The 12,338-nt window shown below is 65.0% G+C and carries 12 protein-coding genes; 7 read left to right on the forward strand and 5 right to left on the reverse strand.

What is annotated here, in order from left to right; all coding sequences use genetic code 11:
• The first annotated feature begins 9 nt into the window (after positions 1-9).
• From AC0L2F_RS18750 to AC0L2F_RS18760, 3 genes are all read left to right on the forward strand, one after another.
• The gene (locus AC0L2F_RS18750; protein WP_473249383.1) at positions 10-1,671 is read left to right on the forward strand and encodes an electron transfer flavoprotein-ubiquinone oxidoreductase; all 1,662 of its coding nucleotides are present in this window, start codon (positions 10-12) and stop codon (positions 1,669-1,671) included.
• 336 nt (positions 1,672-2,007) lie between these two features.
• A complete protein-coding gene (locus AC0L2F_RS18755) occupies positions 2,008-3,810 on the forward strand; it encodes a tetratricopeptide repeat protein (protein ID WP_473249384.1) in 1,803 nt (600 codons plus the stop codon).
• Between the two features lie 86 nt (positions 3,811-3,896).
• Entirely contained in the window at positions 3,897-4,781 is an 885-nt protein-coding gene (locus tag AC0L2F_RS18760; protein WP_473249386.1) for a 4-(cytidine 5'-diphospho)-2-C-methyl-D-erythritol kinase, read from the forward strand.
• Between the two features lie 199 nt (positions 4,782-4,980).
• Here the strand turns inward: AC0L2F_RS18760 and AC0L2F_RS18765 are convergent, their stop codons facing one another.
• The 5 genes from AC0L2F_RS18765 to AC0L2F_RS18785 form a co-directional block, all read right to left on the reverse strand.
• On the reverse strand, positions 4,981-5,850 hold the full coding sequence (locus tag AC0L2F_RS18765) for an alpha/beta fold hydrolase (protein ID WP_473249387.1): 870 nt from the start codon (positions 5,848-5,850) through the stop codon (positions 4,981-4,983).
• Positions 5,851-5,857: 7 nt separating this feature from the next.
• Positions 5,858-6,490, reverse strand: a complete 633-nt coding sequence (locus AC0L2F_RS18770; protein ID WP_473249388.1) for a LysE family translocator — start codon at positions 6,488-6,490, stop codon at positions 5,858-5,860.
• 59 nt (positions 6,491-6,549) lie between these two features.
• Positions 6,550-7,806: a beta-ketoacyl-ACP synthase II gene (gene fabF, locus AC0L2F_RS18775; protein ID WP_007607158.1), complete on the reverse strand. Its 1,257-nt coding sequence runs from the start codon at positions 7,804-7,806 to the stop codon at positions 6,550-6,552.
• 1 nt (position 7,807) lies between these two features.
• On the reverse strand, positions 7,808-8,323 hold the full coding sequence (locus tag AC0L2F_RS18780; RefSeq protein WP_473249389.1) for a winged helix-turn-helix transcriptional regulator: 516 nt from the start codon (positions 8,321-8,323) through the stop codon (positions 7,808-7,810).
• Positions 8,324-8,738: 415 nt separating this feature from the next.
• Positions 8,739-9,746, reverse strand: coding sequence for a polyprenyl synthetase family protein (locus AC0L2F_RS18785; RefSeq protein WP_007594965.1), 1,008 nt, complete (start codon positions 9,744-9,746; stop codon positions 8,739-8,741).
• Positions 9,747-9,878: 132 nt separating this feature from the next.
• Here AC0L2F_RS18785 and AC0L2F_RS18790 point away from each other — a divergent pair, with 132 nt between their 5' ends.
• The 4 genes from AC0L2F_RS18790 (at position 9,879) to AC0L2F_RS18805 (ending at position 12,297) form a co-directional block, all read left to right on the forward strand.
• Positions 9,879-10,106 (forward strand): putative signal transducing protein, encoded by a 228-nt coding sequence (locus tag AC0L2F_RS18790; protein ID WP_007607161.1) that lies wholly within the window; start codon positions 9,879-9,881, stop codon positions 10,104-10,106.
• Positions 10,099-10,869 carry a tRNA1(Val) (adenine(37)-N6)-methyltransferase gene (locus tag AC0L2F_RS18795; RefSeq protein ID WP_063993461.1) on the forward strand — a complete coding sequence of 257 codons (771 nt, stop codon included), beginning with the start codon at positions 10,099-10,101 and terminating at the stop codon, positions 10,867-10,869. Before AC0L2F_RS18790 ends, AC0L2F_RS18795 begins: the two co-directional genes overlap by 8 nt.
• A gap of 211 nt (positions 10,870-11,080) precedes the next feature.
• Positions 11,081-11,989, forward strand: coding sequence for a S49 family peptidase (locus AC0L2F_RS18800; protein WP_007607165.1), 909 nt, complete (start codon positions 11,081-11,083; stop codon positions 11,987-11,989).
• Between the two features lie 116 nt (positions 11,990-12,105).
• Entirely contained in the window at positions 12,106-12,297 is a 192-nt protein-coding gene (locus AC0L2F_RS18805) for a hypothetical protein (protein ID WP_007607173.1), read from the forward strand.
• Positions 12,298-12,338: the final 41 nt, after the last annotated feature.

A 12,338-nucleotide genomic window follows, 5' to 3' on the forward strand; every position in this document is an offset into this window, starting at 1 on the left:
TGAGATCAGATGAGCACCGAAGAACTTCCCCCGCGCGAATCCATGGAATTCGACGTCGTCATCGTCGGCGCCGGCCCCTCGGGCTTGGCCGCGGCGATCCGGCTGAAGCAGATCAATGCCGATCTCAATGTCGTCGTGGTGGAGAAGGGCTCCGAGGTCGGTGCGCATATTCTCTCCGGCGCCGTGATCGACCCGGCCGGGCTCGACAAGCTGACCCCGGACTGGCGCGAGGATTCCGATTGTCCGCTCAAGACGCAGGTCAAGGACGACCGCTTCTTCTGGTTCACCGAGACCAGCGCGATCAAGCTGCCGAACTTCATCATGCCGCCGCTGATGGACAACCATCACTGCTATATCGGCTCGCTCGGCAATGTCTGCCGCTGGCTGGCGCGCAAAGCGGAAGCGCTAGGCGTCGAGATCTATCCCGGTTTTGCCGCGGCCGAAGTGCTCTATGACGACAATAGCGCGGTGCGCGGTATCGCCACCGGCGACATGGGGATCGGCCGGGGCGGCCAGCGGAAGGACTCCTTTACCCGTGGCATGGAATTGCTCGGCAAGTACACGCTGTTCGCCGAAGGTGCGCGCGGCAGCCTGACCAAGCAGCTGATCTCGAAATACGCGCTCGACACCAAGAGTGAGCCGCCGAAATTTGGCATCGGGCTCAAGGAAGTCTGGCAGATCGATCCGGCCAAGCATCAGAAGGGCCTCGTGCAGCACGCCGTTGGCTGGCCCTTGAACAACAACACCGGCGGCGGTCTTTTCTTCTACCATTATGACGAGAACCTGGTGTCGATCGGCTTCGTCGTTCATCTCAACTACAACGACCCCTATTTGTCGCCATTCGACGAATTCCAGCGCGTCAAGAACCATCCGGCGGTCCGCGCGACGCTTGAAGGCGGCAAGCGGCTGGCTTACGGCGCGCGCGCCATCACCGAAGGCGGGTATCAGTCGGTGCCGCGGCTGAGCTTCCCGGGCGGTGCGCTAATCGGCTGCGCGGCCGGCTTCGTCAACGTGCCCCGGATCAAGGGCGTGCACAATGCCATGGGCACCGGCATGCTCGCGGCCGAACATGTTAACGCAGCTCTCGATGCGGGCCGCGCCAATGACGAGCTGGTCGAATACGAGAACGCTTGGCGCGATTCCGTCGTCGGTAAGGACCTCTATCCTGTCCGCAACGCCAAGCCGTTGTTGTCGAAGTTCGGCACCTTCATCGGCGCCGGGCTCGGCATCTTCGACATGTGGTGCAACACGCTGTTCGGCGGCTCGCTGTTTGGCACCCAATCGCACGCGAAGCCCGATCGCGCGACGCTCGATCCGGCCAAGACCCACGCGCCGAGGACCTACCCGAAGCCGGACGGCAAGATTTCCTTCGACAAGCTCTCGTCGGTGTTCCTGTCAAATACCAATCATGAGGAGGACCAGCCGGTCCATCTCAAGGTCACGGACATGAACCTCCAGAAGACCTCCGAGCATGACGTGTTCGCCGGTCCCTCGAATCGCTATTGCCCGGCCGGCGTCTATGAGTGGATCGAGGAAGGTTCGGGCCCGCGCTTCCAGATCAATGCCCAGAACTGCGTTCACTGCAAAACCTGCGACGTGAAAGACCCCAACGGCAATATCACCTGGGTTCCCCCGGAGGGCGGCGGCGGTCCGAACTACGAGGCGATGTAGGCTGGGGTCATCAAGCCATGATCCATGTGACCAAGGCCCAATGTGACCAAAGTTGCGTGATCTTCGCCCTGTGACGCACGTTCGCGTGAGAACCCGGCCGCCTTCGCGGGTCGTGGTCACGATAAGGCCATACTGGCGGCGTCTTGGGGCGCTCTTGACCGGCCACTTGGTCGATTTGGGCCGTGCGGAGGGGATCGCCCGGCCCGAATCCTTGCGGTGAAGCGCCAAAAGCGGCATTGTCGGCCTGACGGTTCCGGGTCCCCATGCCACCGGCCGCGTTCGCATGCGATACGGCCTTCTGCAAACCCAGGCACTACCAACTCAAGGCGAGCCCTGATGCTTTCAAATCGTTTCAACCGTTGGACTGTTGCCGCCATTGCCCTCATGGGCTCAGCGATGGCGACGGTCCCCGGCGCGGTCCGGGCGCAGACGCCGGACCATCCGTCCGACACCGCGGCGCAGTTTCCGACCCGAAACGATCTGAAGGCGCTGACCACCTCCGGCAGCTATCTCGCCGCCCGCCACGCCAGCGTCGAGCGCGATGCGGCCTCCGCCGCCGCGTTCTATCGCTCGGCCCTGCGCACCGATCCCAAGAACAACGAGCTGCTCGACCGCGCCTTCATCTCTTCGGTCGCCGACGGTGACATCGACGAAGCCGTCAAGCTCGCCGAGCGCATCCTGACCATCGACAAGACCAACCGCGTTGCACGCCTCGTCGTCGGCGTGCACGATCTCAAGTTCAAGAAGTATGCGGCCGCGCAGACCAACATCAACCAGTCGATCCGTGGTCCGATCACCGATCTCGTTGCCACGCTGCTGTCGGGCTGGGCCGCCTATGGTGCGGGGGATGCCAAGGGCGGCGTCGCCACCATCGACAAGCTGGCCGGTCCGGAATGGTATCCGCTGTTCAAGGATCTCCACGCCGGCATGATCCTCGAGCTTGCGGGCAAGGAGAAAGACGCCGGCACCCGGTTCGAGCGTGCCTACAAGCTCGACGATTCCATGCTGCGCGTCACCGAGGCCTATGCGCGCTGGTTGTCGCGCAACAAGGACTCGGCGGCCGCGACCACGGTCTACCAGGCTTTCGACAAGAAGCTCGCCCGCCATCCGCTGATCGTGGAAGGGTTGCGCGATACCAAGGCCGGCAAGAAGATGCCGCCGCTGGTCGATAGCGCGCAAGCGGGCGCCGCCGAAGCACTCTACGGCATCGGGGCCACACTGACCCGCCGCGGCGGCGAGGATCTGGCGCTGGTCTATCTCCAGCTCTCGCTCTACCTCCAGCCCACCCATCCCCTGGCGCTGCTCTCGCTCGCCGATCTCTATGAATCGGTGAAGCGGCCGCAGATGGCGATCAAGGTCTATGAGCGGGTGCCGTCGTCCTCGCCCCTCAAACGCAACGCCCAGATCCAGCTTGCCATCGATCTGGATTCCGCCGACCGCACCGACGAGGCGATCAAGATCCTCAAGGGCGTCACCACTGAGGATCCCAAGGATCTCGAAGCCATCATGGCGCTCGGCAACATCGAGCGCGGCCGCAAGAAGTTTGGCGAATGCGGCGCGACCTATTCGCAAGGCGTCGACGTTCTGCCGGCCGGCAACGACAAGGCCAACAGCGTCTGGTATTATTATCGCGGCATCTGCGAGGAGCGCTCCAAGCAGTGGGGCAAGGCCGAAGCCGACATGAAGAAGGCGCTCGAGCTGCAGCCCGACCAGCCGCACGTCCTGAACTATCTCGGCTATTCCTGGATCGACCAGGGCATCAATCTCGACGAAGGCATGAAGATGATCAAGCGGGCGGTCGAGCAGCGCCCGGATGACGGCTACATCGTCGACTCCCTTGGCTGGGCCTATTACCGCATCGGCAATTACGAGGACGCGGTGAAGAACCTCGAGCGCGCCATTGACCTCAAGCCCGAGGATCCCACCATCAACGATCACCTTGGCGACGCCTATTGGCGCGTCGGCCGCACGCTGGAAGCCAAGTTCCAGTGGGCGCACGCACGCGACCTCAAGCCCGAAGCGGATGAGCTTCCGAAGATCGAGGCCAAGATTGCCAACGGTATGACCGAAGACAATTCGAACTCCTCGGCTGCGCAGGCGGAGAAGGAGAAGAAGAAGGACGACGGCAAGGGCGGCTGAGTTGAGCGCATGATCCGGAAGAGTGTGTAGCGGTTTTCCGGCAAGATCATGCGTAGGAAGAACTAAGTTCTGGGGGCGTGTCGTCAATGCCGGCGTTGATTGAAGAAGGGCGCGCGAAGGTCAATCTGAGCCTTCGCGTGGTCGGCCGTCGTACCGACGGCTATCATGATCTCGAAAGCGTCGTCGCGTTTGCCGACTGCGCCGACCGGCTCACCCTGGAGCCCGGCGGCGAGCTGAAGCTCACCACGACGGGGCCGCTCGCGGCGGCCTGCGGCGATATGGCCGACAACCTCGTGTTCAAGGCGGCCAAGCTCCTGGCCGAAGCCGTCCCGAACCTGAAGCTGGGCGTCTTTGCGCTCGACAAGGTGCTCCCGGTCGCTGCCGGCATCGGCGGCGGCTCGGCCGACGCCGCGGCGGCGCTGCGGTTGCTGGCGCGTCTCAACGATCTGTCGCTCGATGACCCGCGGCTGCAGAAGGTTGCGCTTGCGACCGGTGCCGACGTGCCGGTGTGTCTGTTCTCGCGCGCCTGTGACATGACCGGTGTCGGCGAACAGCTGCTGCCGCTCGCGTTGCCGAGCATGCCCTGCGTGATGGTCAATCCGCGCGTGCCGGTCGCGACCAAGGATGTGTTCCAGGCGCTGGGCCTGCGCAATGGCGAACTTCTGGTTGGCGCCACCTCCGTCCTCGACGCCCCGGCCTGGCCGGGCGAGGCCGCCTCCATTGCCGATTGGGTCGACACGCTCGAGACCGTCGCCAACGATCTCGAAGCCCCGGCGATGCGCATCGAGCCTGTCATCGGCGACGTGCTGGAAGCCTTGCGTGGCTCCGCCGGCGTAAAGCTAGCCCGCATGTCCGGCTCGGGTGCGACGTGCTTTGCGATCTATGGCACGTCCATTGACGCGCATGCCGCAGCCGAAACGATCCGCCGCGATCACCCCGGCTGGTGGGTGCATGCGGGGACGTTGAGCTAGGTACGACCGCCGTATAGGGTGGGCAGAGCGAAGCGTGCCCACCAATTGTTCAGTCAACCGGATGCATGGGGGGCACGGCGCTGTCGCGCCTTTGCCCGCCATACGATAGCGCGGCCAGCCCGAGCTGCGTAGCCCGGATGAGCGAAGCGATATCCGGCACCTTGCTTGCCGCGTCCCGCAGTCGCTGCGCTCATGCGGGCTAGGAGTTCTCAGCCAGTCCGAGAAACCGCCGAATCTCGCTCAACACCTCCAGCGGCTTGTCATGTTGCAGCCAGTGTCCAGCCCCGGCGATGGTCTCGACGCGCGCCTGCGGAAAATAGCGCTCCAGGCCCGCGGCCCTCGCGCCAGCCAGAAAGCTTTCGCCGGCATTCAAGAGCAGCGTCGGACAGGTGATGCGCGACCACAGCGCGATGTGATCGTCCGGCCAGAGCCGGTGCGGCGCGGAGGCGCGCTGGTAGGGATCGAACTTCCAGCTATAGGTGCCGCCCTCGTTCTGCCGCGCGCCGTGGGTGGCGAGATGCAGCGCGAGGTCGCGAGACAGCCGCTTGTTGTGAAGCACCATCTGCGCCGCCGCGTCTTCGAGCGTCGAATAGCGGCGCGGTGCGCGGTCGTGCAGCTTGTCGAGCTGACCGACCCATTTGCCGATCCGCTCATGCACCGGCGGTTTTGGTGTATCCGGCAACATCGTCACGCCGTCGAGCACGACCAGCTTCGAGACCTGTTCGGGGAATGACCCTGTAAAGATCAGGCTGACCATGCCGCCCATGGAATGGCCGATGAGAGTCACTTGAGGCGCCGCGATGGCACGAACGAGCTGGGTCAGATCGTACACATACTCCGTCAGCGCGTAGCTGCCGCCTTTGGTCCAGTCGGAATCACCGTGACCGCGCAGGTCGGGTGCGAGCACGTGAAAATGCGGCTGCAGCGACCGGGCGATGACGTCCCAGCTCCGGCAATGATCGCGGCCGCCGTGAACCAGGATGGTGACCGGCGCGCCGTCGTTGCCCCAGTCGACATAGTGCAGCCGCAGGCCGTGAGACTCGTAAGTGCGGCTTTGCGGGGCAAGCATGGCGGCGCTATCCATTCACGGGCCGCCGCGCCAGTGCGAGCGACAGGCCGAGCCCTGCGATGAAGACACCGGAGCCCTGGGTGAGGCGTCGCATCAGGTGCGGCCTTCCGATCAACTGCGTGCGTGTCGCGGAGGCCATCAGCACCACCACGATGTCGGCGAGTGTGTTCAGCGTTACCGAGATCGCGCCCAACATGATGAACTGCAGCGTCGGGTTCGATCCCGCCGGGTCAAGGAACTGCGGAATGAAGGCGAGGAAGAATGCGGCGGTCTTCGGGTTCAGCGCCTCGACCAGCACGCCGTCGCGAAAGGCGCGCTTGTCGCCGACGGGCTCGTTGCCGAATGACAGCGCGTGGCCGGCGCTGCGAAAAGTCCTGATGCCGAGCCAGACCAGATAGAGTACGCCGACGAATTTCACGGCGGCAAACAGCTCGGCGCTGGCAAGGATGATCGCGGAGATGCCGAGGCTGCCCGCGACCACATGAACCAGCCCGCCGAGCGCGGTGCCTGCGGTCGATGCAAAACCGCTGCCGCGCCCTTCCGACAAGGTTCGTGCCGCGACGTAGAAAATGCCGGGGCCGGGAACGGCGGCGATGAGACAAGCGGCGGCCAGGAACAGCCAGAAATTCGTGTTGATCATCCTGCTTTGGTAGCGATGCTTGCCGCGATTGCAAGGCCCGTCGATTAAGGCCCCGTCGTTTAGCCCATCCGGCGGAAGATCACGCTGGCATTCACCCCGCCGAAGCCGAACCCGTTCGAGATCGCGTGCTGCATCGGCGTCGGGCGCGCCACACCGGCGACGATGTCGATGCCGTCAGCGGCGGGATCGGGGTTTTCGAGATTGAGTGTCGGCGGCGCGATCTGGTCGCGCAGGGCGAGCACGGTGAAGATCGCCTCGAGCCCTCCGGCGGCGCCGAGCAGATGTCCGGTGGCCGATTTGGTCGCGCTCACGGCGATGCCGCGGTGACGGCCGAACAGCGCGGCAATCGCGCCAAGCTCGCTCTCGTCGCCGGCCGGCGTCGACGTCGCATGCGCGTTCAGGTGCTGCAGATCCGCGGGCGCAAGCTTGGCCTGCCGGAGCGCGATCTCCATGGCGCGCCGGGCGCCGTCGCCGTCGGGCGGACCCGATGTCATGTGATAGGCATCCGCGGTCGTGCCGTATCCGACGATCTCCGCGATCGGGGTCGCGCCGCGCGCCAATGCATGCTCCAGCTCCTCGATCACCAGGATGCCGGCGCCTTCGCCCATGACAAAACCGTCGCGGTCGCGATCGAACGGGCGCGAGGCGCGCGCGTCATTGAACCCGCTCGACAGTGCGCGGGCCGCGGCAAAGCCGCCGAGGCTGACGATGTCGATGCAGGCTTCAGTACCGCCGCAGATCGCGACATCAGCCTCGCTTGCGCGGATCATGCGCGCGGCATCGCCGATCGCCTGAACGCCGGCGGCGCACGCCGTGACCGGTGTGCCCAGCGCTCCCTTGTAGCCGTATTTGATCGAGACGTGGCCGGCGGCGAGATTGGCGAGGAAGGAGGGGATCGTGAACGGCGACAGCCGGCGCGGTCCGCGCTGTTCGGTGATGCGCACCGCCTCCGCCATCGCCGGAAAACCGCCGACGCCGGAGGCGATGATCGTCGCAGTTCGTTCCTGCGCCGCCGCGTCCTGCGGCGTCCAGCCGGCCTGCGCAACCGCTTCTGCGGTGGCGAGCAGCGCGAACAGGATGAAGCGGTCCATCTTGCGCTGGTCTTTCGGCGCGGCGGCCTGCGCGGGATCGAAGCCACCGTCGGCGTCCTCGGCCTTGTCGGGCACGAGGCCGGCGATGCGTGCGGGCAGCGCCTGCGACCATTCCGGCAGCGGGCGCAGCCCGCTTTGGCCCGCCAGCAGCCGGCGCCAGGACAGTTCGACACCGCAGCCAAGCGGCGACACCGCGCCCATTCCCGTCACGACGATACGACGCATGTCAGTCTCCAGCCGGCGCGACGGCCGGGTTCATGGCTTTGAGCGAGGTCAGCCGTTTGCGCATGAGACGGCTGGCGCGGGGACCGGCGATGATGACCGCATTGGTGAGCGTGATCGGCTGCATGTCGGCGGCATCGACCACGACCGGATTGAACGGACGACGATCGTGCCGGTTCGCGAGCAGGATCGCTTCGCCCTTCGGTGCGAGATGCTTGTTGCCCCAGGCGAGCAGGGTCGCGACCACGGGGAAGAAGTCCCGGGCCTTGTCCGTCAGCACATATTCGTAGCGCGGTGGCCGTTCGTGATAGCGGCGGCGGACGAACATGCCGGTGTCGGTGAGATGGGCCAACCGCCGGGACAGGATGTTCGGCGCGATCCCGAGGCTTTGCGAAAATTCGTCGAACTTAGTTGCGCCCTGGAACGCATCCCTCAGGATCAAAATGCTCCACCATTCGCCGACCGTCTCCACGGCGCGGCCGACCGGACATTCCTGGATGGAGGGGGACTTGGGCTGCATGGTTCGAAAGTAGGGATGTAACTTTCAAAATGCAAGTGACAAGGGCGACTTCCCCGCACGACAGGACGAGGTGCGGGACTGTAAAACTGTCTCTGTGATTCGGGATGCGAGTTGGCGAGCGACGCCTGCGCTCCTTGCTCCGTCATTGCGAGCGCAGCGAAGCAATCTAGAGTCCCTCTGCGGAAAGATTCTGGATTACTTCGCTGCGCTCGCAATGACGCTGTTGATGCAGTGGTGGCGCGTACCTCAACGATGTCGTCCCGGCGAAGGCCGGGACCCATACCCACGACTGTTGTTGTGATGCACGATGGGGGCCACAGCCGCTAAGACAACGCTGACCGGGGTAATGGGTCCCGGCCTTCGCCGGGACGACACTGAGGGTGTGGCTACCAGCAAGCGCTAGGGATGCGAGAAGCTAATGCGACCGAGCCAGGCAGAACGCCACGACCTGCTCCAGCGCGCTCTTCATCGGCGAGGACGGGAACAGCGCCAGCGCGTCCACGGCCATGGCGCCGTAGTGCTGGGCGCGGCTGCGCGTGTCTTCGAGCGCACGATGCTTGTTCATCAGCCCGATGGCGTGGTCGAGGTCGGTGTCGCCGATCTCGCCGCGCTCGAGCGCGCGGATCCAGAAGGCACGCTCGGTGTCGTTGCCGCGGCGGAAGGCGAGCACGACGGGCAGCGTGATCTTGCCCTCGCGGAAATCGTCGCCGGTGTTCTTGCCGAGCTTGGCGCTCTTGCCGCCATAGTCGAGCACGTCGTCGACGAGCTGGAAGGCGATGCCGAGATTCATGCCGACCGAGCGGCAGGCGGTCTGCTCTGCCTTCGGGCGGTTCGCGATCACGGGGCCGACCTCGCAGGCGGCCGCGAACAGCTCGGCGGTCTTGCCGCGGATCACGGCGAGATATTCGTCCTCGGTGGTCGCGGTGTTCTTGGCGGCGGCAAGCTGCATGACCTCGCCCTCGGCGATGGTGGCAGCGGCCGCGGAGAGAATGTCGAGCGCACGGAGCGAGCCGACCTCGACCATCATCCGGAAGGCCTGGCCGAGCAGGAAGTCGCCGACCAGCACGCTTGCCTCATTGCCCCAGAGCATGCGTGCCGACAGCTTGCCGCGGCGCATCTCGCTTTCGTCGACGACGTCGTCATGGAGCAGGGTGGCGGTATGCATGAACTCGACGCTGGCGGCGAGCTTGATATGGCCGTCCCCGGTGTAGCCGGCGAGGTTGGCCATGGCCAGCGTCAGCATCGGCCGCAGGCGCTTGCCCCCGGAGGAGATCAAATGGTTGGCGACCTCCGGGATCATGGTCACGTCCGAACCGGTCCGCGACAGGATCGTGGCGTTGACGCGCTCCATGTCACCGGCGACAAGGGCAACCAGCTCTTCGATCGACGCGCCGGGAGTTTCGAAAGGTACGATGACGGCCACGCCGGTCTCCAATATTTGCCCCGGAAGGGCTATTCTGATGGAAAGACAATAGAAACTGGACGGGGATGCGGCAAGGGCCGTGGAACCATTGACATTTGCCGCTTAATCCCCGTCAGGCAGGAGGCCTGTGTTTTGCGAGAACTGGTTCGGACCAACGATATGGTGCTGGTGTCGGCGATCGGCGCGCTGCTCGACGGCGCCAACATCCATCATCTGGTGCTGGACCAGAACATGAGCATCATCGAGGGCTCGCTCGGTATTTTGCCGCGGCGGATCCTGGTCCACGAGGACGACGCCATCGAGGCCCGGCAGCTACTGACCGAGGCCGGCCTCAGCCACGAACTGCGCGGCGATGAGTGAAGCCCTGGCAGACCTCACCGAGGACGCCTTCCTCGGCGGACAATTGCGGCTGAAGCAGAAGCGGTCCGGCCATCGCGCCGGGCACGATGCCATTCTGCTCGCGGCGGCGACGGAGGCGAGGGCGGGCGACCGCGTCGTCGATCTCGGCGCAGGTATCGGCACGGCCGGGCTTGCGTTGGCGCGGCGCGTTGCCGGGATCAGGCTCGGCCTGGTCGAGATCGATCCTGAACTGGCGGAGCTTGCGCGCGCCAATGCGGCAGCGAATGCGATTGCCGCCGAGACGATCGTGCTCGACGTCACCGCGGACGCGCAGGCCTTCGCGGCCAGCGGGCTCGCGCCGGACAGCGTCGACGTGGTGCTGATGAACCCGCCCTTCAACGATCCCGCTCGCCATCGCGGTTCGCCCGATCAGGCGCGCCAGATCGCGCATGTGGCGACGGATGAGACGCTGAATGCCTGGGTGCATGCGGCGCGGCGCATCCTCCGATCGCATGGCGCGCTGACATTGATCTGGCGCGCAGATGGGATTGCGGACGTTCTGGCGGCGCTGTCTCGCGGCTTCGGCAGTCTCGCGATTCTGCCGGTTCACGGTGAAGCCGGGCGGCCCGCGATCCGCGTGCTGGTGCGCGCGATCAAGGGCGGGAGGGCTCCGACACGATTGTTGCCGGGCCTCATACTCAACGAGGAATCACGCGTGCCTAAAAAAGAGGTGATGGATATTCTGGAGGGAAGGGCGGTTCTACCCCTGGTGGAACCGTGCTGAGCTATTGCGGAAGCGATTCCGACTGCTGCTCTTGCGGTGTCGTCAGGCGGATCGCCATGAACAGCGCACCGATCAGCAGCATCAGCAGATAGATTTTCATGGTGTTCTCCGCCGGCCCATTGCAGCCTCTCAACGGGGTTTCTGCAAAACACGTTCCGGGCCCTTCCAATGACAGTCGCGTGATAAGAAATGGTTAATCAGAGGTAACGGCATGGCCGAACAATTGAACGATCGTGAGAGTTCCGGCCTGGCCGACAAGCTCATGCAATATCTGCCGGCGCGCTTCCGTCCCGGTACGGCCGTGGTGCCGGTGGTGCGGCTGTCCGGTGTGATCGGCGCAGTGACGCCGCTGCGCCCGGGCATGACGCTTGCGACCGTTTCGCGGGTGCTGGAGCGGGCGTTTTCGATGCGCAACGCCAAGGCGGTGGCGCTGGTCATCAATTCGCCCGGCGGCTCGCCGGTGCAGTCGCGCCAGATCTACCTGCGCATCAAGCAGCTTGCGGCGGAGAAGAAGCTGCCGGTGCTGGTGTTCGTCGAGGACGTCGCGGCCTCCGGCGGCTACATGATCGCCTGCGCCGGCGACGAGATCATTTGCGATCCGTCCTCGATCCTTGGTTCGATCGGCGTGGTCGGCGGCAGCTTTGGTTTCCAGGAGGCGATCAAGCGGCTCGGCATCGAGCGGCGCCTCTACACCGCCGGCGCACACAAGGCGATGCTCGACCCGTTTCTCCCTGAAAACCCCGACGACGTCGCCAAGCTGAAGGCGCTCCAGCGCGAGATCCACCAGATCTTCATCGCGCTGGTGAAGGAGAGCCGCGGCGCGCGCTTGAAGGGCTCCGACGACACCCTGTTCACGGGCGAATACTGGGCCGGCGAGAGTTCTGTCGCGCTGGGGCTTGCCGACAGCATCGGCGATCTCCGCTCAACTCTTCGTGCCCGCTTTGGCGACAAGGTTCTCACCCCCGTGATTGCCCAGCCGACCGGTCTGCTCTCCAGCCTTTTGGGCCGGAAATCGCCCGGCGCGGGGCAGCTTTCGGTCCTGGAATCAATGGCCGGCCTGCCGGACGACCTGATTTCGGCGGTCGAGACGCGCGCGATCTGGGCGAAATTCGGGTTCTAGACGGAGCCCCTCCGCGCCATTTGGTCCCAAGCAGACTTGAAGCCGTGCCAATTGCGGCGCGGCCCGGTCTGCGCAAGAATGCGCGTGGGGGCTGAGCAATAGACAAGGATCGACCGATGCCGCCGTTCGTCGCATTCGCGGGCGTCCTGGGCGGGCTTGCCGTGGTCCGCTGGGCCTACAAGACCGCTGTCAGGATCAACCAGGAGCTGGAGGAGATGCGCCTCTCGCGCGTCGCTGAGGCCGCCCATAGGGGGGCCGTCCAGACGCTGAAGCAGGATCCCGTGACCGGAGCCTATCGGCCGGGTTAGCCGGGCGTCTTTTCATACGCGGTCATTCCGGGGCGATGCGA

The sequence above is a fragment of the Bradyrhizobium sp. Ken64 genome (assembly GCF_055807555.1).

Bases quoted from the DNA above. Each gene is read 5' to 3' on its own strand.
- AC0L2F_RS18755 (WP_473249384.1), top strand. From the start codon at position 2,008: ATGCTTTCAAATCGTTTCAACCGTTGGACTGTTGCCGCCATTGCCCTC.
- AC0L2F_RS18800 (WP_007607165.1), top strand. From the start codon at position 11,081: ATGGCCGAACAATTGAACGATCGTGAGAGTTCCGGCCTGGCCGACAAG.
- AC0L2F_RS18750 (WP_473249383.1), top strand. From the start codon at position 10: ATGAGCACCGAAGAACTTCCCCCGCGCGAATCCATGGAATTCGACGTC.
- AC0L2F_RS18805 (WP_007607173.1), top strand. From the start codon at position 12,106: ATGCCGCCGTTCGTCGCATTCGCGGGCGTCCTGGGCGGGCTTGCCGTG.
- fabF (WP_007607158.1), bottom strand. From the start codon at position 7,806: ATGCGTCGTATCGTCGTGACGGGAATGGGCGCGGTGTCGCCGCTTGGC.
- AC0L2F_RS18765 (WP_473249387.1), bottom strand. From the start codon at position 5,850: ATGCTTGCCCCGCAAAGCCGCACTTACGAGTCTCACGGCCTGCGGCTG.
- AC0L2F_RS18770 (WP_473249388.1), bottom strand. From the start codon at position 6,490: ATGATCAACACGAATTTCTGGCTGTTCCTGGCCGCCGCTTGTCTCATC.
- AC0L2F_RS18780 (WP_473249389.1), bottom strand. From the start codon at position 8,323: ATGCAGCCCAAGTCCCCCTCCATCCAGGAATGTCCGGTCGGCCGCGCC.
- AC0L2F_RS18760 (WP_473249386.1), top strand. From the start codon at position 3,897: ATGCCGGCGTTGATTGAAGAAGGGCGCGCGAAGGTCAATCTGAGCCTT.
- AC0L2F_RS18795 (WP_063993461.1), top strand. From the start codon at position 10,099: ATGAGTGAAGCCCTGGCAGACCTCACCGAGGACGCCTTCCTCGGCGGA.